Here is a 22,730-nt window from a genome sequence, read left to right on the forward strand (position 1 = left end):
AAATTACATGACGCTCTTCTTATTCTACTCAAAGTTGAAAGAGTAAATCCCGCACATTCTTTGTCCAAAATTTCAATACAAAACTCATATTATTCAATCTCACATGATCTCTTTTGTATCACATCATATTTGATAGACTTATCAACAAAATAACACGTCAGATTATTCAAAAAGGATGGTGTTATATATGCATTCTAAAGAAGTAGGGATTCCTTTTCTTATTGAAAGTAAGATAAAGTCAAAATATGAAATATTAGAATCTAATGTATTGAAAACCCTGGAACAAAAGAGGAACAAACTTCCCTTAAAAATAGAAGATAAACTATGGATTTATAACGGTAATTTGATTAACAGAGTTACTTTTGCTAAAAAAACACATGATCGATTAGCTCATACAACGAATCTAATTACCATTGGAGGTAGATGGGGAACTGAGGGGTTTAATTCCATTGCACCTCTGATCTATACAATCGTTTCTTCCTTTCTCCATAACGGGAAACACCATCTTCTAAAAAGCCATGCACCTGAGATTCTGTATCTTTTTCCAAAATTCCGTTCCGAGTCTCCTTTTGTGAATGCTCAAAATCTTGAAGATATTGCACTTCCTCCATCACGTCGTAGGTTACATAAAGAATCGGAACAAATGTTCAGAGTTACACAAGCCATTGTAAAATTGTTATTAGAATATACAAAACATCTGAATCACACAAACACCATAATTCTATTTGACCAGATCGACAGAATGGACGAACATTCTCTTCGATGTTTTGCCCGCTTGTCTAAGTGTATTGAGCATCATCCCATTGTCATTGTTGCAACCGTATCCGAAGCCAGTGAACGTGATTCCCGTTTCCACATGGCATCACATAACGATATCTGCATGCATGTCAATCTGGCGGAAAACAGAAATAAATTACTTGAAAGTCTGTACCATCAAATCAAACCTAGTATATATGAATTAACAGACTTGAAAGATGAGAACCAAAGTGACTGCTCATACGAAAATTCATTAACCATGCAGCCTGTAAACAATGAAACTCACAAATCAGCACAGCTTCTAGACAGCATTACCAATGGAGATGTAGACCATCTTGATGAATTGTTACTTGAAGCGCTAGAGATCAGTGTTTTCACGCAGAATTATGAACATGCGCTGTTTCTCATCAATAAGGCATCCCCGTATATCCACAATCTGAGGAAAGAGACACACGTTGAACTATGGATTTATATGGGCTTATGTTATGCATTCATGGTTGAATATGATAAAGCATTAGCTATATTCAAGAATGCACTTTCCCTTACAGAAGATACATTAAAAAAGTCGGAATTACATTTGTATGTAGCATTGCTGTGTACGAAACGTTTGAACAAACCATTAGTAGGAAGGGAAATTATTGATCAGGCACTCCAGAGTATTGAGGGAACAACCGGTTCCGAAGTAGAAGTGGAGCGTACTTGGTTACATAACCTAAGGGCACTTACCTTCGTGGGAACGGGCGATCTGGCTCAGGCATTTAAAGAGTGCAAACAAGGGTTGGAACATATAAAAGAGGGCAATCGGAAAGAAGATGCTATCCATATCAAAATCAACTTAATCTCCAACATATCGGTCTTATTTGAATCGATGAAGAAGGTAGATGCTGCGCTCAAACATTGGTCAAAATTTGAACCGTTTGTCATACATTCAAGCCCGATTTTTACAAAGCATTATTTATATAGAAAAGCAGGCCTGCTTTTTAAACTTCAGCGATATGCTGAAGCCATTGAGTCATTAGAAGATAGTTATCGAATTGCCAAAGAGATGAATGATGCTTTTCATATGGATATCATCGCCAGAAGCATAGGAGCCATATATTTCGAGCAGGAGATTTACGATAAAGCGACGCAATGGTACAGCCAAAGTCTTGATTCCAAGCTGGCTCTTATGCAAGATGAAGATCTTCCACGGGTTGCAACGGCGTTAGCCATATGTCTGGAAAGACAAGGAAACGGGGAAGCAGGGAAACAGGAAATTTTGAATAGCTTAAAAGTTCAATCCCAAGGAAGCGCTGCGCAAAAAGCATCAGAAATCGTACTAAAATGGGATCAAAAAAGAGATGAGACGTGGGAGAGTTACGTAAAATGGTCAATCCAAAAACCAGAAACCAAACTAAATCGGCCTTTTGATCTTACTAATCTTTATTATGAAAAAGCGGAGAGAATCCGTGTGGGCTAAAACATCCACCTGGGAATGGTTAAAACCCTTTGTTTTACGTAGCACATCTCTCCCTATTGAAGATATTCTTCAGCTAAGAGTAGTTAAAACGAAGGATTATTTTCATCAATGGCAAAAAGCCACGAAAGTTTTGAACGATTGGTGCAGCCAATGGATTGAAGAAATAAGAACTATTCCGAAGCAAAAGATCCTACTTTCCCAACAGCGTAGAATCATCCGAAGAATAAAACAGAAGAACCCTTTAACTGAAAATGATAAAACAACGCTACTGAACTTGCATATGGAAGAGAAAATCCAATTTTATTCACTTAAAAATCAAGAGTTGGTCCAGCTTGAAATCTTAACTCGTAATACATTTGAGCAAGAACTCGGACTTGTACAACAAAAACTATTTGAACTGTATCAATCGGAGCGTTATGATCGAGCGCTTTATACAATTAACTCGGCATTTTGGAGTTTTTATCAATCTTATAAGCGAAAAAAGCATACAAAGCATAGTCAGAAAAGACAAATGGGAAGAACTCTTTTCGCCTATCTTCAACGTGTTACCACAAAAAACGATACGATGGGTGAATTTGGCCCCATTAGTTATGGCGTTTTAGATCAAGGAGCACCCCTTAAAGAAAGAAAGATTATAGAGAAAAAATCATTCATGTCACATCAAGCGCTACAAAAAATATTAACTGCTATAAAGCATGACTTGGGTACAAATGCAGCGGAGTGGAGACTTCCTTCTTCCGCTGTAGATGGCTTAGATGAATTGCAGCTTCTTCTGAAATCAGGAGATTGTAATTCACCTAAATGGTCCGCTGTATTGTCTGAGATCAAGCACAATCTAGAAAAGTATGGCAGTAGTTTTTCACCCATTGAAAAGAGTAACACCTTAGCTAAAATCGAAGAAATGTATACCGAAATTACAGGAGAGCATTATCAAGGTAAAAACACCCAATATTTTGCTGACAAAACCTTAGTATACGAGGAGTGTTACGATCAGCAATTTTTGCCCGTCGTTATCTCGGAAGATCTTTGGCAGGAATTAGACCAAACGATATTGATCCAAGCAAAACTTCGATTAGAGCGGTGGAAGGCATTCCAGAGAACGGCAGTACAACAATTTAAAAAAATAAGTCATGGCCGTTCATCCGTACCAGCAAAGAGGTGGATATCGTATTGGCTTCGGAATCCTGCAGTTATTGAAAATCAGTCCATGGTCAAGTTTCTAGAGAGTTGGTTAGTTGAAGATCAGGGGAATTTTTACATTCAAGTGCCTCAAAACGTATTGCAAGAATGGAGATCAGAAATGGACTCATTCAGGTGGCTTCTTTCTCCTGATCTTATGATCATTGGCAATGAAAGCAAAATAGGAATTGAAGTTTCATCCATTGTTATAGGAGAGCTTCATCATGGATTTACGGGTGATGGGTGGATGCAATATTTTAACATCGAAAAAGATAAGATACGACAAACGGTTCAGAACGCTTTACAAGTCGAACACAGCACACAGTCGTGGGCCAATTGGGTATTTAAACGCACGATGAAAAGCACCCCACAAGAATATCCAGGTCTTTGCGTTGAATTAACAGGTGTCTCTGAATCGATCAAGGAGAATATTTTGTCTTTAGAGCAACTCGAAGTGCGAATTAAAAATAATGAAGTAGCTCTTTTTATAAAAGACTCGCAACAATGTTTACATTTTTATTCTCCTTCTCTTGGATTTAAAGAGGAAACCTTTTTCCCATTTGCTCTATTCGGTACACCCATTTTTGATCCACCTAAATCGATATCAAAAGGTAGACACGCACCCGTTAAAGTAGGAAGAGTTACCATGATACGCGAACATTGGAGATTTGAGCCTTCAGATTGGGTCGGTGAGCAGAACTTATCCGATTGGTTTCAACAGTTTGAGCGGCTGCAAACAATCCAAAGCAGATTTAATTTACCAACGGAGGGTTTTATTCACTTTTCGCACGAACAGAAGCCCATGTGGTTCGATTTTGACAATCCTTTTTGTATTGATCTGTTTTTTACCGAAGCCAAAAAAGCAAAATCTTTCATTTTCACAAGAATGGACCCTTCTTTCCGGGATTTGTGGATGAAAGATAAGTATGGCCACTACTGTTCCGAATTACGAACTTTTCTATATAGAACAGAAAAATCGATTTAGCGTTATGGATAGTCTTTATTATACCTTGTGAAGGAGGTGATAAAGATGGCTGACACAGTTGAATTGGAAGAATTGGATCTGGAGTTAGATGACCTTGATGATATCGATTTCGAATTGGAAGAGATCGAAGATAAGATTGCACCTTTAGCCCTCTGATAATACAAGCTTTTGAGTATAGGGATCGGCTTATCATAGCTGATTCTTATACTCACAATTTACGTGAAAAATGAACAATAAGGGGGATATGATGCAGAATATTCACCTATTTGCTGAACAAAAGAAAACCGAGCTTCTCATTTTTAATAACCTTGAAAAAATCGAAATGAAAAATTGGATCGAAAACGGTAGTGCTGTTCGTTTGAATCACGGAGCACATCGACAAGTCATCGGTATCTCTGATTTGAGTCCGGATTCTTTATATGCTGCTTCCAAACAACATTTAAGTGGAGAACAATTCCAGTTATTTAAACATTGGGACCCTAAGCATGAGAACAGCTTTGAGGATGATATGACAAACGAAATAGAACAATGGAACCACCATATGAATGAATTAGCTCTGAACTTTGCACCAGAGATCTTGTCTACAAGAGCTTATTGGAAATCTGTAAAGCAGCATGTGTGGTTTTATTCGACAGCAACAGGGTTGCGGGAAGATATTAGACCTTGTTTCATGTTAGAGCTAGATGTAATCGCAAGAAAAAACAAAAAAATAACGAAATCAAATGTTACGAAAAGCTGGCTTTCACCAAAACATGTGCACATGAAAGACATTGAAAAATTAGTGTCGTACGCTGCCGCATCGGCGTTGGACAAGCTCCAGGCCAAACCATTTTACTCTGGAACATACTCGTTAGTACTAGGTCCTTTAGCAGCACCAGGCATCTTTCATGAAGTTGTTGGGCATGGACTTGAAGCAGATATTGCGGCTCTTACAGGAGCGGCATTCCATAACTGTAAAGGTGAAAAAATTGGCTCCGATAAACTTAACATTGTTGACGATCCAACCATTTTGGGTTTACCCGGGAGCTATAACATAGATGATGAAGGTATTACCGCCAAGTGCACACCATTAGTCGAATCAGGTAGAATATCTAACTATTTAAGTCATCTGCACAGTAATGTTGAGAGCAACGGACATGGACGTGTCCTCAATTATGCGCATCCTCCTCTAGTAAGAATGTCGAATACGTTTGTGTTACCAGGAGAGGACGCACCAGAAGAGATCATTTTGGAAACAAAATCAGGAATTTATATCAAAAATGCTTTTAATGGAGACGTAAATATGATTACTGGTGAATTCAAAATTCATGTTACTGAAGGCTATCTTATCGAAGACGGTAAACTAACCTCACCAATAGCGCCTTCTATATTAGAAGGGGACGGCCGTAAGCTGCTTCGTTCCATTGATCGAGTAGGAAATGATTTTCAGATCCATGCAGAAGTAAGAGGTGGATGTGGAAAATTAGGACAATCACCTTTACCCGTTTCGGCCGGTTCCCCGACTGTAAGAGTACTCAACTGGGAAGTGCAGGCAATCGACTCATGAGCAAATATGCGGATTATTATGGAACAGAACTATTCCAGAAATCATGGGTCATGACCGAGATTGAGTCTCTTTATTCCGAGAGAAAAGGATGCGGAGGAGCGCTACGAAGGTGGGTGGAAGATCGATTCTATTCATGTATTCGCCCTTTATCCAATTATACGGATGTGAAAAATCAAGATTGGATTCATTGGGCTTGTGATAGCGGAGTAGCAGGGTCTGTACCGCAACGATCTGATGAAACAAATATAAATCAACCCTGTTTGAACATGCACCAGCCTATCTCAAACCACACTATAGATCATATTTTGCGTGAAGGAAAAGAAATCATATATTCAATTCCTGACCTTATCGTGAGTCCGACTCTTTTTTTTGAAGCGGAAGAGAAAGCCGTTTTTTATCAAGATACGGAGGGAAGAGAACTCGAGAAACGAGAAGCTCAACATACTGTATCTATTTTGGTTCAAGGGAAATCCCGAAGGGCCAGTACGACATTCTCTTTTCGTTCCATTGCAGATTTAGATTGGCACTTACAGTGTGAACAGTTAAACGTTCAACTGCAATCTCGAGCAGATGGTCCAAGCAGAAGCGCAGAACATTCACGCATCATATTAACGGAGCAGGGGACAGAAGAGCTGCTCAAAGCTCTTGGAAATCTTTTTATTTCTGACTATATGGATGCAAATGTACCTGTACTTTGGCAAAAACAAGGGAAAAGAATTGCAAGTCCCACATTCACATTAACGGATTGCGCTCACATCCCTGACTTGCTTAGAAGTTCGACTTTCGACGATGAAGGAGCCATCTGTAGGGACGTTGCGATCATCAAAAAGGGCGTATTTAATGAAGCCTTGCATTCACTTTCTTCATCAACTAAACATAAACAGATGGCCAATGGCCGAGCATTTCGCAAAAATTATCAAAGTACACCCAAAATCCAATACACAAACTTGAAGGTAGAAGAAGGTACTCTTTCGACAGAACAAATGATAAGTAAAAAGCTATCCGATTTTGTACTAAACCGCAGCTATGGTGGACATATTCGAGGCGGCAAACTCATCTTTGAAGCGGAAGGCTGGAGAATTCACAATCACCAATTAGCGGAGAGATTATCACAAGTCCGCATTGAAGCACCTTTATTTCAGATGTTACGTTCAATTGATCCAGCGACAGATGGATATCATCTTACATGTAGTAAAGGATTTATATCTCCATCTTTGTATGTAGAAAACGTATCTGTATTCTATTAAAGGGGTGAGAAGATGAAGGTAATGAAAAGCGACAAACACGACCTGCTCAATTGGATAGACCAAGGAGCACTGGATCAGTGGTTCTCCGCTTGTCCAAGTGTTACGGGCCGGGAACATCAAGAACTCCCTTCTTTAGATGGAAGAGTGGCCATTCTGATTCAACTACAAGAGGACACATACACGCCTGCTCATTTACTTTATAAAATGTGGGACGTTTTAATTCATCCTTACATCGGAAAAAGTATTCAATTGCAACATGCCTATACCCCTTTGCATCAGGCTCTTGAAGAGGATGAGACAGGCTGGTTGACGCCCCTTCCAGCTCACTCAATGGATCGACAATTCTCAACTAACATGGAGAAAATACTGCGTATAGCCAATGATATGGTAAGTTGTTTGCTTGAAATTCGTGCGCAAACGCCTGAAATACAAGTCCCTTGGATTCTACAATTAAATGTCTCATGCCTGGATAAGGTAAGTTTGATATTTCTACAAAGGCTAATTGTTCGGACAAAAGACCTTCCGTTTGGTATCGCAACATATTACTTCAACCAGGAAAACATTCCATGTAAAGATCAAAACGTAAATCAGCTCATCCAGATCCGTGTAAAGGATTTTTACAAATCACTAGGTGTAGACCACTTAAAGGAAACGTCCATAATCAGATCATCCTATGAACCGTACCCCTTATTAAATCTATCTTTAGAAAAAGCACTTGTTTGGTGTGACGGATATGCAGTATTAGCACATGCTAACGAAGCACTTGACAAAGCAGTGAACGACGAAGAAGAGGCTGAAGTTTTATTTCTTGTCATGCGTGCCTATCTTTTTGAGAGGCAGCTCTCTGCAGCAGAATCAACGTTGCAAAAAATCACTCAAGCCCATAAATATTCAAACGATATTCGTGCAAGAGCAGCGATATATGATGCGTTGTTATTAGCGAATCATATCAAACGTCCTGAAGATGCCATTCACGTTGTGAGAAAAGGGATATCTTTTCTTCGTGGAAGGAACGATGAATCAGCCATTAGAGAAATGGCTTGGTTACATAATGTAGAAGCTTTAACTTATTACAGGCTTCAGCAACTGCCTCAGGCAGCGAAATCATTACAACAAGTTAAAGAATACATTAAGCAGCTAGGCGAGGAAGATGCAGCCCTGCTCTCGTCTGCATATGCCCAGAATTCAAGCTACCTTTACGAAGCTATCGGGAAAATAGATGCAGCGAAACAAGCCCAGCACATATTCATCCATAAAAATGCAGGACAGGAAGACCGTTTTCTGCTCCCGCACTGGTTCCGCATAGGATTTCTGGCAGGAAAGAAGGGAGAACTCGACCAAGCGCTAAGTTGGTTAGACAAAGCGTATCAAGCTTGTAACCGGTTATCTGACTCTTACATGCAAGAATGGATTGCCAGAAGCACAGCATATCTATTACTTCAGTCCAGGGAGATGGATCGAGCAGCATTATGGCTTCAAAGAAGCGCAGATCTGTGCCAAAAAATTCATCTTCTGCCAGAGTGGATATCTATCTCTACAGCTTTAAGGGCAGTCCGCCAAATCACTGGTGTATCAGAAGAACTGTCGGAATCAACAGTCAAACGAAACGTGATTTTATCCCCTTCTCAATTGAGAATTAGAAAAAAACAACTAGAACAGATCGAAAGAGGGGAGATTGAAATCTACCAGATCGTCCCGAAACCGAATTCAAGATTCTTTTATCCTTTTCATCATTTTTGGTTTTAAGGGAGGCACTTCATTTGTCAGAGATCATACCTTTACGCAAAAATAGAAGTTTTAATTTTTGGGTATCTGCCCAAATTGTTTCACCCATTGCAGAGAGTTTCTCCACGATTTTAATAACCTGGACGATTTGGAAAGAGTCCAATTCGACTACACTTTTGGCTTTAACCTTAATCCTTACGACCATCCCGCAAATTATCTTTGGAATGGTCGCTGGAGTGGCAACAGATCGTTTTAACCGCAAAAAAATTGTGATGTTTTGTAATGCCATAAGAGCTGTGCTCATGGTTGTAATGGGACTTTTAGCTTTTTCTAGCCTCTTAAATGAAATCATTTTTATGTTGGCTTCGTTCATATTAGGTTTTCTGCGTTTATTTGCGATGACCGCATACAGAGCTGCCATGCCGGGTATCGTTCATAAAGAGCAATTAATGAAAGCCAACTCCATAACGAACAGCGTGAGAATGGGTTTTTGGCTCATTGGACCGTTATTTGCTGGATTCTCATTAACGTTACTTAGTACGGGACAAATTATGATTATGAACGCTATTCTATTTATAATTTCTGTATTTTTACTTCTGCCTGTGCAGATTAAGCAAGTGAAAGTGGAGCATAAGAACAAAAATCTGTTCAAAGATTTAGGCGTCGGATTAAAACTGGTATCCCAAGATCGACTAATCTTCTCCATTTTTATTACGTTTGCTGCATTTACCTGTTTTGGTCGGGGGATTGCCCACCTAGGTAATCTGATGGTTTCAAATGAAATTGGCTTAGACTCTTCGGGTTTTGGTGTTCTTTCGAGCGCCGATGGGTTTGGATACCTGATTGCAGGCATTATTATGGCTCGTCTTGCCATTAAGAACAAATACCGTACAATGATGCTTGCTTGGCTGGGAGGCGGAATCGCATTTCTTTTCATGCCGTTTAGTGACTCCATCTGGCTTCCTCTGATCCTATTATTCATGGTAGGGATAACTCAACCCTTCGTCGATGTTCCTTTAGTTACTTTAGTACAACAAAGAGTGGCAGATGAACACCTAGGTAAAGTTTTTGGATTTCATACAGTAACGATCTGGATCGGGGAATTTATGGCTTATGCGTTATTTGGATATCTGTTTGGAGCTTTCACACCAACTATGGTCTATGCAACTTCCGGTTTTATCGTAGGACTTCTGGCAATCGGAATGTTAATCTTTGGTCGAATCAGACTAAACAATGCGAAAAACAACATTCATCAACCAGAAAGTATGACGAAGGACATCAGTAATTAGGAGGTGCAATAATGACATTAGAAATGACAGCAGATCCTACACGAAAACAGTTAGACCGAGGAGAATGGCGTTTCTTCCCACATGTCATTCTTCGGAGTGCAGGATTTCCTTTACATTGGTTACAACAACTTTCTTTTCTAAAAACATCAGCATTGATTTATGAAAAGAAACAGCAAGAAGCCAAGTGTAAAGAAGCGCTTAAGGATTTTAAAGCCGCACTAAGAAACATGCCTGAATTGACAAATCGACAACGAAAGAGATTACATCGCCAACTGGATATGTACACCTGGCCAGCAGGTGAGGGAAGTGATGAACTACTAGGTAAGATTGAGAATCGTCGGCTCATGGAAACAAAAGAATTATTCGATACATTGAAGGAAATATCCGATCAAATAAACACGGTCTTTGCAGACGAGTTAAGGAGAAATCGCCGACATTTGCAACAAATATTTATGGAAAATGAAAATCTTCAAGAAGCGACCTATCTGTCATCTCCGAACGCATATGAGACCGGATTACATTTGTTCATAAACAGTGAGCTAGATTCATCTCGTGCTAACAGCCAGCGAAAAAAGGAAAAGATGGCCACGAAATATTTACAGAGGTTTACTTCAAAGAATGAAACGGCGAGTTTCTATGGGCCTTCTAACTACGGTGTGTTTACATCTCAACCTGGCCGGCTAGATGTCCGTGTTAACGGTAAAATACAGCGCCGATTATTTCTTGCTTACTGGGCAGTACAGAGCTTAGCTGACAAAATTGCAAATGATATACATGTGCAGCCATATCTGAAACCCAAACTCAGCCCATTTTTGAAAAGAGAAAATACACAGCTCAGACAAGTAGCAACGGACAAATTGCTTCGGCTTCCAAACTTATATCAACAAATTATTGAAGAGAGCAACGGAATAAAGAACGTTAGTGAGATTGCTCATGTTCTAGATTTGCCTTTAACCGAATGTCTGTCACGAATTTTGAAATTAAAAGAAAAACGTGTCCTGGTTCTGGAGGTGGATTTCCCCACTTCAGTATTTGAAACGTTTCACGAATTAAAAGAATGGATCCATCAGCTGCCCAATGACTGTGCTTCGAAGGCGGCCTGGCAAGAAATTGCCCATGAATGGTCTGACCTTTTAAACGAATGGAATCATAGCAGCACCTTTGAACAACGTCGAAAGCTGCTAAAATCACTTGAAATCTCCTTTGAAAAACATATCGGAGTTTCTTCTAGAAAAGATCAAGGAAAGCATTATAGCGACAGAATGATCGTATATGAAGAGGCTCATGGAGATGTAAGCACTTGTCTGATTGGACAGGATTTAAAGGAGCAATGGAAAGCGCAATTAACCCCTATTTTCCGTTTATTGACTTGCCGTGCTGGTATTGAACACCAGGCATTCACAACGTTTGCCTATGAACAGTATCAGAAATTTGAGAGCAAACCTAACTTTCTTTCCTTCGCACTGCATATGCAACAATGCAAACAGGATGCACTGGAGTACGTAAACAAAGAACTTCAGGCATTTGATCATAAGCTAGTCACAATGCTACAAGGAATTCCCCTAGATTCAGACAAAATCAATGTTACAGGAGAGGAGATTGAACGATTTTGTTCTCAATTTCCTTCAACAGATTTGGCTTTATTCAGCCCGGATGTAATGATGGCGGCGCCTAATGCGGAAGCAATAAATGAAGGGCAATATCAATTGGTATTGGGTGAAGTTCACAGTGGTATACAGGTATGGAGCGTGCTTGACTCCGTTTATCCTGAAAGAGATCAACTCAATGCGGAGATTTATCATCATTTAGGTGACCGTTTACAAGCCCTTTGGCTTGAACATGTAGGGCCAAGAGCACCCGGGAAGACGTTTAGGCCAGAACTAAGCGGGGGCATAACTATTGAAAACCTAGGTCGCTCCATGAAATCGCATGATGAAGTACGAGCGGTTTCCGAATTAGATCTAGTCTATGATGATCGCTTTTATATTGTAGAATCCGGACATAAAAAGATTATGGACCTGGAGACGGATGTTGAACCTCTTAATCAGATCTTTAGTTTCCCTTCCGTCAAGTCGTTTTCGCTTCATATGGGTGAACATACGCCCCGGATTGAGATTAATGGGGTCGTTTATCAGCGTGAACGCTGGAAACTAAACAGTCAAGAGATTCTAACGAGTGCGAGTGATCAAGACACAAACGATGAGTTGCTTATTGAATGGGCCATAGAGTTCAAAGAAACATATTCGATGCCTCGCTATGTGTATGTGAGGGGAGATCGCGAGCCTAAACCCATTTTCGTTGATTTCGAAAATTTTTTCACCTTGGAATTACTGATCCAGCTTCTGAAGAAAAATGAGCTTGTAGTGATATCGGAGATGTTACCATCAGCGGATGATCTATGGTTTGAACGTCATGACAGCAAGTATACTTCGGAATTCCGGTTCAGTGTCATATATGAGAATCTGACCTAGCAGTATAACGTTAAGGTTAGGAGGAACTTATGAGAGAGAACTTTGATATATGTGTTATAGGAGGCGGCGTTATCGGTCTATCTATCGCCATTCATGCAGCGCAAAAGGGAGCGAAGGTTGTCATCGTAGAGAAAGGACAACTTGGTCAGGAAGCATCGGGAGGCCGTGCTGGCTTGTTAACTACTGTCTCCGAAGGATCAAGTGAGGAACATCCTTACGCTAGATTATCCAGAGAAGCACTTCAATATCTTCTCCATTGGATACCTGAACTTCAAAGCAAAACACAGATCAGCAGCGGACTGGTTCAACAGGATTTATTGCGACTGTCCATAAATCACGAAGAGACCTCAATTCTTGAGGATACCTTTCAGCTTCAATCCGCAGCTAATCCGGGGACAACCGTACTGAGCGCTGAAAAAGCTAGAGAGATCGAGCCTTTGCTATCTCCCCATATTCAAATGGCAGTCCGCAGTCCAGGAGAATACCATGTAGACCCGGTACAATATTCTCATGCCTTAGCAAAAATGGCGAGGAAGTTAGGTGTAACGATCAAAGAACAGACCGAGGCTGTTCAGCTAATTCAACAAAACCAAAAACTGCACGGAATTTTAACGAATCACAATGATCAGATTCGAGCTAAAACGACTGTATTGGCTGCTGGAGCATGGTCTGCTTTACTTGCAAGATGGGCCAAGCTAAAGCTTCCCGTTTATCCTTTAAAAGGGCAGATCATCGTACTAAAACAGGGAAATATCGATCTGAACGTTATGATTAACACTTCCAGAGGCTATATTCTCTCAAAGCCAAATGGCACTGTTGTGTTGGGAGCAACCAACGAAAGAGAGAAATTTAACAAAGCTATTACTCCAAAAGGGTTGGAACAATTGCTCCCCTTATTTGACTACGTGCCTGAGCTTAAACGTTGCGAAATACAGGAATTATGGGCTGGACTTCGACCTGCTACCTCTGATGGACAACCGATTATTGGAGCTGTCCCTGAATGGGAAGGATTTTATCTAGCGACCGGCCATACAAGGCATGGTGTCCTGCTTAGCGGTATAACGGGACATCTAGTAACTCAGGAATTGGAAATGAACAAAACTCCCAATCTGCTGAATGCGTTCGGCTTCGAACGGTTCACAGCTGCAGGAATGAGGTGAAATCGGTGATGTGGTCTTTTTTATCGGATTATATTGTACGCAGTACTGGATTTCCTCAACATCTGATGGACACGCTTTTATTTTCAGAGACAATAAATCAAATTCAACATACAACTCAGCTTAGAGAGAAATTAGAAAAAGAACGGGAATGGTTTCTCACTACTTTTGATAAATGGGTTATTGCAGCACAACACATCTACCCTCAGGGAGATCCTGTGTTTAAAACGTTATACAACGTAAAAAAACGGATCACGAAATATGCTCCTTTATTAACTTATGACTGGCCTCACAATCTGCCTCCCGGGGAAGCATGGCTTAGAGAATACGAGAAACAAAGAGCAACACTAGTGAAGGAAGAAGAAAAGACCTTACATGTTCTGCATGAAGAGAAAAATAGGAAAACAATCCAGCTGCGATTCCTATTAAACCTACCAGACATCCAAGAAGCCATCGCCCATTCAAACCCTGAGGTATGGAATTCGTTGAACAGCTATCTTCAAAAAGAGACGAGTTCAATGAAACCTTCCAGAAGACGTTATGAAGAACGAACCTACATTAGTTACTTACAGCGGTTTTTGTTCAAAAATGATACGACCAGTTTTTTTGGCCCATTAAATTACGGATCTTTCAAAGAACAAAATCAGAATATTGGTTTGACAAGAACGGGACACATCCCTAGCCAACGACGAACATTTCTTGCCTATTGGGCGGTCGAGTCTTTAGCTCATCAAATCAATCGCGAAGAGACGTGGAGCCGGTTTTTCCCACTGTCTTTACATGATAGTTTTTATCTGGACGAAACAGGCATTGTGCATGCTCAGAGTGGTAAAAAAATAGGAACCCGAACCGAAATCATTAAAATTTTACAACAATGTGACGGACTGAAATCAGCGAACGACCTACTCGGTAACCATTCGGCTGCTGTTTTAAAACAGATGGAACTCTTGATCAAGAAAGGTATCGTCATTCGAGGGTTCAGATTGACACCTTCTACACATCATCTACTTGAAGACTTAATTGAATTCGTTGAGAAGTTACCCGAAAGCTCTCGGAAAGAAAGCTGGCTACTACATTTGAGTCAATTTAAGAAGTGGCAATGGGAGTACAGTAACGGAAACGCGGAAAGTAAAGTGAAGATTATTCAACAAGCCGGCGAACTTTTTAAAAATCTCACAGGTATGGAGCCATATCAATCATCAGGGAAAAATTATGCGGATCGTAGTTTGTATTGTGAAGAATGCGCAGGAGATGTGACCCAGTTCATTTTATCCGAAAAAATAAAGGAAGATTTAGAACAGCGTATATCCCCTTTGTTAGATTGGGGCTGGACACTGGCTAATCAGAAGAAGAAATTGGCACAATCTCAAGCCAGGCAGCTGTTCAAGCAATTAAGTAACGATTCGGGGTCACAACAAGTTCCTTTTTTAGTATTTTTACTTGCTCTACAGCAGCAAAGATTTCAATTAGAGGTAGAGGGGGCATCGCCTTCTGAACTCTTGAAGAAGTGGGTTGATGAAGAGGAACTGCAACATAGTAGGGTCGTTGAACTGAAGGAGGAATGGGTGGAAAACGTCATCGATCTTCCAGAAGCAGAGCAGTATCTATGTGTTACGTCCCCAGACGTCATGATTCAAGCCAAAAGCATAGATGAAATCAATAAAGGAAACTTCCAGTGGATCATTGGCGAGGTTCATTGGGGAACACAAGGGATGAGTAATTTGCTTTATTATCATCCGAATCGTGATCCATGGATCAAAGAGGTCAAACAGGCTATCGAAAGCTTGCCTAACGGAAAGCATATTGTAAATGTGGTTTTAAAGCAGAGAGCCGGAAAAAATTTCTTTCTAGAAATTTTCAATCGAAGTATTACACTCATGGGTTATTCGGCGAAAAACAAAGATGACGTGTTGTCGTTTAGCCAATTATATGTGGTCGAAGAGAACGGGGAACTATTGATTCGGGGTATACATCATGAGCGGATTATTCCACACATGGGAGAACCAGACGATTTGGTATCGCTTGTTTTCTCTGAACCTAATGTTGTCGTACCCAAATTTAAACTTCCTGGGCATACACCACGGATTCTGTTTCGTGACATTGTACTGCAGCGTGAAACATGGACCATGTCAACCGAAGAATGGCACAGCATTTTGACAGCGGATGAGAATAAGCGTTTTATAGAAGCCTGGCTCTTAAAGGAGAAGTATCAACTTCCTGATGAGGTATTTGTGCGTCTGGAGAGCGAGTTAAAGCCGTTCTATATTCATTTCAAAAATTATTATCTAGTTGATTTGTTACTTAAACATCTGGTTCCAGAGCAGAATGTAACCTTCAGTGAATTACTGCCGAACCGAGACTCTACTTGGTTTGAAAATGAGAAGGGAAGCTATTGTTGTGAACTCAGGGGCATTATGATTCGCCCTCCCATAAAGCAGAACAGCCTTAAGGAGGAACTTCAACATGCTGTTATCCAATCATGAGAAGAAGTGGACGTTGATGGATAGAATGATCCTTCGAACGACAGGTTTTCCTTTTGACATGGTGGAGAGATTAAATTCACAAAAAGTAGTCGTTTCACTAGAGCGTTGGGAAGATATTCAACAGCGTAAAGAAGAGTTGGCCAAACGGTATCTTCAAACCATTTACGATCTGATGATGAGTTGGGAATGGAGTCAGACGGAAAACGAGCAACACCACCACCAAGTGAACAAGGTTAGAAAGTACTTTTTTAAAAGAACCCCTGTTCCCGGCGAAATGGTGCGTTGGTGGTTATCCAGAAACTACCCGAAAAAATGGAGGGAAATCCCTGTTTTGTGGAATGCTCTTTTTGAAGAGGAATCACGAGTTGAGTTAGAGGCAAAGGAGAAATTTGAACAAGAGTTCAGCAAAATAAGAGCAGGTCTTAAGGAAATTGCAGAAGATTCCCGTTTTCAGGAAGCAGTATATTTTAGCAGTCCGTCTGCTTATGAAGCATTGGAGAGGCACTCCAAGTTATGGCAACATTCTGGTAGGGAAGGCCCCTCTTTGAATAAAGAGGTTCGCAAAAATGAATCTTTAATCTTTGGTTATTTGCAGCGTTTTTGTACGAAAAACGATACAACCAGTTTTTTTGGGCCGATTAACTACGGGCGATTTGAACAAAAGAATGGTCGTTCGTTAGAAATACAGCATACAGAGGGAAGAACATTACAGAGAAAAGCAGCTACTTTTAGTCAATGGTGCATACGTGCAATGGCTTCAAAAATCAGTAGTGACCCTGCTGTTCTGAGACATATTGCTCCTAGTAAAAATCCGTTAGTTACCATGGTAGACAACAGACTAAAGTATCACTTCACGGACAAAACAAGGGTTCTTCCAGAAGTCTATCTCTCTCTATTAGAACGAATCGACGGTCAAACGCAACCACATGAGTTAGCCCGCTTAATAGATGAGCCCATTGAAAAAATAGATTACATGCTTGCACAACTCAAAAAAATTGGAGCGATTCGGCATGAGGTTGAGCTTTGTGCCACAAGGGTCCCATTACTAGAGGATTTAAAACGAATTGTAGAACAACTACCTCCGGATGCTCGAAATCGTTGGGCTTCGTTAGTGGAAGAAGCTGTAACACTGAGAGATCAATTCGAAGCTTCGGCATGGCCTGAAAAAGCCCGTATTTTTGAAGCAACGGAAACGTGGTTTGGTTCGTGGCATGAAGATGAAGTTCGCCGTAAAGCGGGTACGCTCTATGGTGATCGGTTGATTCTTACCGAAGATTGTGTTGGCAGTGTAACCCATTTACAGATCGGCGGAGAGCTCTATAAACGGCTATATAATCAAAGCGTTCTCGTATTGGAATTTTTAAAAATCCCTGCAGCCTTGCGCTGGTTAGATTATCAGGAAGCCGCTCTTCTTGTTTTTGAAAAATTAAGAGGGGAGAGGGACTCCATATCTTATACCGAGATCATTCAGAGCCTGGATAACCCTGGCGTAACTTTTGTTTCATCAAGAGTGAATGAATTTGAAAAAAAAGCAAGTTCAGTACTCCAGGAGACGACCGAGGGGTATGTGCTTGATAAGCATCAAGTAGAGCAGTTCATTCGAGAATATGAAGAAATCATAAATCAGGTGTATTCACATGCGCCATTTAGTTTTCCTAGCCCGGATCTCATGATTGCTGCCCATTCAGTAAGGGATCTTGAAGAGGGTGCCTATCAAATTGTATTAGGAGAAATACATGATGACTGGAGTACGATTTATGATGGTGTGTTCGGCTTCTTTCATCCCGAAAATGAGAAAGTGAAAAAAGAGATGCAGGATTTTATATCTGCTTTGCCTGTATCATCTCAAATGTCTAGTGTTGTTTCTAACCGGCGCCATAAACATGTCACCCCGGAGTTACCTGGTTGGACCATTGAACTCGCATCGAAATCCACCAAAAGCAGGGAACAGGTTATTCCTATTGGCGAAGTGAATGTTGTCAAACAAGGAGCACATCTAACTCTTGAATATCAAGGGAAGGAAATCATCCTTTATCCCGGAGATGTCAGAACAGTAGCTCATGGAGCATTCTCTTTACCCCGAATCATTTCGATTAACCTATTGGATTCGCTGGATCGAACAATGTTACCTCGAATTTATGTTGGAGAAATGGTGTATCAACGAAAAAAATGGAAGATCAACACACGAGATTATCAAAGCCAGACTGTACCATCTGGATATGAACTTCTAAAAGAAGGTTACAAGTTCAAGGCTGCTCATCATCTTCCAACGCAGTTCTTTGTAAAGTGGTCGAATACTGAGAAGCCGGTATTTGTCGACATCCGAAATTACTGGGCTTTAGATTGGTTGTTCCGGATCATGAAAAATACTTCTTCTATTGAAATTACGGAATTCTTGCCTGCAGCAGACCAGCTATTCCTGGAGGGTGGACACGGTAAGCAAACCTGTGAATTCAGAATGGGATTTACATACTCCCATCATCCATTTTCAACAAATTTAGAGGGTGTGTTAGCTAATGAATCTGTTAACAGATAATTCTAAAAATACTTCGTCGCATGAGCATGATTTTTTCAGTGGTTGGCAGTGGTTTGGGCATTTCGTTTTGAGAAGCACAGGTTTCCCTTTCGAATGGTTAGCTGAGTTAAGAATGGAGCAAACCTCACTCCTTTTAAACCAGGATTCCAATCAAGAGCGAGCGGAGATTGTCTTTGAAAAAGAATTCGCGGAGAAAAGAACAAAACTAAAATACTTTTTTGATACGGAAGACTTTCGGCAGGCTATCTTTATATCCAACCCAGATATGTATCAGCATATTGATCGATATATGCAACACTTTTCAGCTTCCCAAAGACCTTCCAAGGTAAAACGAATCGAAAAAAAACTATTTTCTTATCTCCAGCGGTTTTGCGCTAAAAACGAATCGGCTAGTTTTTTTGGTCCATTGAATTATGGAAAGGTAGATCGTGAAGAGCCTTGCTACTGGAATGGAGAATGGGATCATCGAAGCTATTTACAAGATAGAGAGTCCTTTATATCCTATTGGGCTGTTAAGGAGCTTATTAAAGCTGTGGCGGCTGAAAAGGAACTTAGTGCCTACGTCCCGTTGCATATTTCTGCCCGGACTATTTTAGAGAAAAATGAAATTCAAATCTCTTCAGAAAATCGAATCAAACTGCCTGCACAGTTGATGTCTATATTACGCTATATTCAGCAGTATTCACCATGTCTTGCGGAAGTCATGGAGGTACATTCGCATCTTGCACCAGCACAAATTAAAAAATGGATAGATCAACTCACCTCCAAAGGAATTTTACGAAAGGAATGGGTGATCCCATCCACATTGGTTCATCCCATTTCTATGTTTTTGAAACAGCTTCGAGCTCTGCCAGATAACGAAGTGAAAGAAAAATGGTGCAGTGAATTACAGGAACTATGTGGAATAGCAGAGCAATTGGCCGAACAACCCATAACGTCCAAGATAGAATGGGTTCATAAACTCGAAGAGAAATTTGAGCAACTAACGGGTAAGCCAAGCAGACGTGGCAAAGCTTCTTTATATGCAGACCGGTTTGTTTATTACGAAGATGCTCACGGACATATTAAGCATTTTACTTTGGGAAATCCCTTTATTAAAGATTTGGAGTCCAAGATGTCAGGGGTTCTGAATCTGAGCGCAGCATACGGAGAAGAAGTGTGGAACCACTACCAGCAGCTTGGGAAAAATGTGTTCGAAAGAATGGAAACGGTAGATCGTGAAGGCGTTCCTTTTTCTAAATTTATAGAGCAATTAAGAGAGCACTACCCGGATATACCCACTTTGCCGTCATTTTCGCTTACACAGCATTTGAGAGAAATGGTTGAAGAGAAGGGTTCGGAGTTGCAACAAGTCGAACTATCTTCCAAATCCATGCAGATCAAACGTTCCAATCGTTCATTATACGCTCTACCGGATCTATTTCTTCAGGCCAGGAATACAGAAGATTTACAAACCGGCAACGTACAAATCATTCTGGCCAAGCTGCATCATCATTTATTGATGAATAATTGGATGACCTATTTTTACAGAGAAAAAGAAAGTCTGGAGACAGAGCTGGTTCAACTATTGGAGCAGATGGATCAGACGGATGGTACTACGCTGGCCGGAATTGAAGTGATGCGCAGAAATAAAGCCTTTTATGATTATCCATCCAAAGTCATTGAGATCGCGGAGAAGCCCGCGCAGGGTAAGCCATCCTTCCACTTGTCCGAATTAGTTGTAACAACAAATGATGAAGGACATCTCATTCTTATGAGAAAAGGCAGCTTGGAGCAAATAGAGCTTTACATCCCTCTGGCCGATCAAGTATTTTATTTGCCTTTTGCAATATTTAGTAAACCTATGCTGCTTCATGTTCCTATATCTACTGGAAAACATACACCTAGAATCGTGATTGATGGTGTAGTTTATCAACGAGAACGTTGGAGCTTTGAAGCAGAACCCTTGGATCTAACCTTTAAAGGTTTGCATGGCCTTGAATTAATGAAGAAAAGCGAGGAATGGAGAATAAAAGAAGGCCTTCCTGAAATCATTTATATGAAAGGATCTAACGTTAGGAAACCTTATTTTATTGATTTCAAAAATTACTTTTCTCTTGAACTGATGCAGCAGATTTTAATGGACAATGACAATGTGATGATTGAAGAGATGCTTCCGGGCCCGAATCATCTATGGTTGACCTCAAACAAAGGAAGCCATTCTTGCGAGCTCAGAATGGGTGTTTACAAAATCGGAACAAAGGAGGAGGAAGACCATGTATAAAGATCCTTCTACCCTTGTTACGCATGAAGAAATCAGAGTCTCTATTTCCTTCGAAGAGAAACTGTTCCATTCATTCTACGGGTTAAAGGAATGCTGGTGGCAACTTCGAGACGTTGTTGAGAACCATCACCCCGAGTTGAAGCGACGATTCTCAGCAGAGTTACAATTTTTATTCCCAGAAGAATCGTTTAACGAGCGTATAGACCCTTTAGAAGCGCTGGCTGCAGGTTCTTCCGAAAGAAGGTTATCCAAAGAATCCGAACAGATTTTTCGCGTCGTCTGGGGCATATCCAAGTTAATTCAGTTTGTAAGTTATCACAGTCCTCTACAAATTCGTTTTTATAACCTAGCAGAGGCGGACCGAGTTAGTCTTCAATTTATCAGTTATCTTTCTTCATTGAAGGGAAACATGAGACTACGAATACATGTTGGCGAGGTTCCAGCAAGCTGGGATGAAGAATGCAAACTTTTGCGCTTTGAACTTCTGCAGTTATGGAAGAAGAGCCTATATAAGATTGATGAAATTGAAGCCCCATTTGAACAAGTAACACAGAGTAGGTCTTTATCCTTCGATGAAAAAGTCTCGTTATCCTGGTTTCAGCATCGTGAATCCAGCGACACTTACGATATTGAGGAAACCATTCAGCGGTTGGTTATGGATGGGAATTATGAAGCTGGTCTGGCACTGATTCAAGAAGGACTGCAACAGATTAGCGATAAGGAACGCCTAGCAACCTTTTGGATGAAAAAGGGGCTTGTATACGCCTTCATTGGCAACTACAACAGGGCAATAGCTTGTTACAAACATCTATTTTTACTCTCGATGAATGCTCAGAAACGAACTGCAACCTGCATGTACCTGGCTCTGCTCTCTAGTAAACGACTGGATCAGGAAGACGAAGCACAGTCTTGGATTAATAAAGGGATGCAAGAGGCCGAACAGTTGGAAGGGAAAGAAGCCGATATTGAAAAGGGCTGGCTATTTAATGTCCGTGCATTGTCTGCTTTCCGGGAAAAGAACTACCTTGAGGCTTTAGAGTACAGTCAATCTGCTCTGAAACGAATTAAGAACCATCAAGCAGGAGATGCACTTCATTTAAAAATTAATGTTATTTCTAATTTAAGTGTACTTTTTGAAAAAATGGGATTGAGCGATAAAGCACTGGCGACTTGGCAAAAATTCGACCAATTCATAACCCGTGGCACAACCGCAGCGTTTAGCAAAACTTATTATTTCCGATTGGGAGCACTCCTTGTAGTGTCCGGTCAGCAAAAAGAGGGTATTGCACACATCATGCAAGCTTATGAAATTGCAAAAGGGATTGACGACGTGTTCCATGCCGCCTTTATTGCCCAGGAGCTGGCGATCTATGCCTACAATGACAATAATTTCGATCAAGCTGTCCACTGGCTGGAACAGTCGGCGTCTATGGCAATTGAGTTTGGTGATGAGGAGATCGCTTCGCTGCAGAGGAGAAGAGTCGAGATATTACAACAACATGATTCCATGATGATAAAACCACAATTGGATCTGGGTTTACCGATTACGAAAATCGGTCGTCCCTTTTATCCGATCCATATTCCTAATCCGTTAATCCAACAGTAACTAGAATACGATGTTTGGAGGTATGAAC

At 40.7% G+C, this 22,730-nt stretch carries 13 protein-coding genes; all 13 read left to right on the plus strand.

Annotated elements, in window-relative coordinates:
• The first annotated feature begins 187 nt into the window (after nt 1-187).
• The 13 genes from ACT89M_RS15220 (at nt 188) to ACT89M_RS15280 (ending at nt 22,702) form a co-directional block, all read left to right on the plus strand.
• A complete protein-coding gene (locus ACT89M_RS15220) occupies nt 188-2,215 on the plus strand; it encodes a tetratricopeptide repeat protein (RefSeq protein WP_308721762.1) in 2,028 nt (675 codons plus the stop codon).
• Nucleotides 2,205-4,379: a hypothetical protein gene (locus tag ACT89M_RS15225; protein ID WP_308721761.1), complete on the plus strand. Its 2,175-nt coding sequence runs from the start codon at nt 2,205-2,207 to the stop codon at nt 4,377-4,379. The genes ACT89M_RS15220 and ACT89M_RS15225 overlap by 11 nt, the downstream gene beginning before the upstream one ends.
• A 45-nt stretch (nt 4,380-4,424) precedes the next feature.
• Nucleotides 4,425-4,535, plus strand: a complete 111-nt coding sequence (locus ACT89M_RS15230) for an ammosamide/lymphostin RiPP family protein (RefSeq protein WP_139168847.1) — start codon at nt 4,425-4,427, stop codon at nt 4,533-4,535.
• An 88-nt stretch (nt 4,536-4,623) separates the two neighbouring features.
• A complete protein-coding gene (locus ACT89M_RS15235; protein ID WP_308721760.1) occupies nt 4,624-5,925 on the plus strand; it encodes a TldD/PmbA family protein in 1,302 nt (433 codons plus the stop codon).
• Nucleotides 5,922-7,172, plus strand: coding sequence for a TldD/PmbA family protein (locus ACT89M_RS15240; protein WP_253494500.1), 1,251 nt, complete (start codon nt 5,922-5,924; stop codon nt 7,170-7,172). The genes ACT89M_RS15235 and ACT89M_RS15240 overlap by 4 nt, the downstream gene beginning before the upstream one ends.
• A 12-nt stretch (nt 7,173-7,184) precedes the next feature.
• Nucleotides 7,185-8,918 carry a tetratricopeptide repeat protein gene (locus ACT89M_RS15245; protein ID WP_154888763.1) on the plus strand — a complete coding sequence of 578 codons (1,734 nt, stop codon included), beginning with the start codon at nt 7,185-7,187 and terminating at the stop codon, nt 8,916-8,918.
• A 14-nt stretch (nt 8,919-8,932) separates the two neighbouring features.
• Entirely contained in the window at nt 8,933-10,186 is a 1,254-nt protein-coding gene (locus tag ACT89M_RS15250) for an MFS transporter (RefSeq protein WP_308721758.1), read from the plus strand.
• An 11-nt stretch (nt 10,187-10,197) separates the two neighbouring features.
• Nucleotides 10,198-12,657, plus strand: coding sequence for a lantibiotic dehydratase family protein (locus tag ACT89M_RS15255; protein WP_308721757.1), 2,460 nt, complete (start codon nt 10,198-10,200; stop codon nt 12,655-12,657).
• A gap of 29 nt (nt 12,658-12,686) precedes the next feature.
• A complete protein-coding gene (thiO, locus tag ACT89M_RS15260; protein ID WP_090916280.1) occupies nt 12,687-13,817 on the plus strand; it encodes a glycine oxidase ThiO in 1,131 nt (376 codons plus the stop codon).
• Between the two features lie 8 nt (nt 13,818-13,825).
• Nucleotides 13,826-16,297, plus strand: a complete 2,472-nt coding sequence (locus tag ACT89M_RS15265) for a lantibiotic dehydratase (protein WP_308721756.1) — start codon at nt 13,826-13,828, stop codon at nt 16,295-16,297.
• Nucleotides 16,278-18,833, plus strand: a complete 2,556-nt coding sequence (locus ACT89M_RS15270) for a lantibiotic dehydratase (protein WP_308721755.1) — start codon at nt 16,278-16,280, stop codon at nt 18,831-18,833. The genes ACT89M_RS15265 and ACT89M_RS15270 overlap by 20 nt, the downstream gene beginning before the upstream one ends.
• Nucleotides 18,814-21,096 (plus strand): lantibiotic dehydratase, encoded by a 2,283-nt coding sequence (locus tag ACT89M_RS15275; RefSeq protein WP_308721754.1) that lies wholly within the window; start codon nt 18,814-18,816, stop codon nt 21,094-21,096. Before ACT89M_RS15270 ends, ACT89M_RS15275 begins: the two co-directional genes overlap by 20 nt.
• Nucleotides 21,089-22,702 (plus strand): tetratricopeptide repeat protein, encoded by a 1,614-nt coding sequence (locus ACT89M_RS15280; protein ID WP_154888749.1) that lies wholly within the window; start codon nt 21,089-21,091, stop codon nt 22,700-22,702. The genes ACT89M_RS15275 and ACT89M_RS15280 overlap by 8 nt, the downstream gene beginning before the upstream one ends.
• Nucleotides 22,703-22,730: the final 28 nt, after the last annotated feature.

It is taken from the genome of Paenibacillus sp. NN59 (assembly GCF_057597225.1).

Bases quoted from the DNA above. Each gene is read 5' to 3' on its own strand.
- ACT89M_RS15220 (WP_308721762.1), top strand. From the start codon at position 188: ATGCATTCTAAAGAAGTAGGGATTCCTTTTCTTATTGAAAGTAAGATA.
- ACT89M_RS15230 (WP_139168847.1), top strand. From the start codon at position 4,425: ATGGCTGACACAGTTGAATTGGAAGAATTGGATCTGGAGTTAGATGAC.
- ACT89M_RS15235 (WP_308721760.1), top strand. From the start codon at position 4,624: ATGATGCAGAATATTCACCTATTTGCTGAACAAAAGAAAACCGAGCTT.
- ACT89M_RS15240 (WP_253494500.1), top strand. From the start codon at position 5,922: ATGAGCAAATATGCGGATTATTATGGAACAGAACTATTCCAGAAATCA.
- ACT89M_RS15245 (WP_154888763.1), top strand. From the start codon at position 7,185: ATGAAGGTAATGAAAAGCGACAAACACGACCTGCTCAATTGGATAGAC.
- ACT89M_RS15255 (WP_308721757.1), top strand. From the start codon at position 10,198: ATGACATTAGAAATGACAGCAGATCCTACACGAAAACAGTTAGACCGA.
- thiO (WP_090916280.1), top strand. From the start codon at position 12,687: ATGAGAGAGAACTTTGATATATGTGTTATAGGAGGCGGCGTTATCGGT.
- ACT89M_RS15265 (WP_308721756.1), top strand. From the start codon at position 13,826: ATGTGGTCTTTTTTATCGGATTATATTGTACGCAGTACTGGATTTCCT.
- ACT89M_RS15270 (WP_308721755.1), top strand. From the start codon at position 16,278: ATGCTGTTATCCAATCATGAGAAGAAGTGGACGTTGATGGATAGAATG.
- ACT89M_RS15275 (WP_308721754.1), top strand. From the start codon at position 18,814: ATGAATCTGTTAACAGATAATTCTAAAAATACTTCGTCGCATGAGCAT.
- ACT89M_RS15280 (WP_154888749.1), top strand. From the start codon at position 21,089: ATGTATAAAGATCCTTCTACCCTTGTTACGCATGAAGAAATCAGAGTC.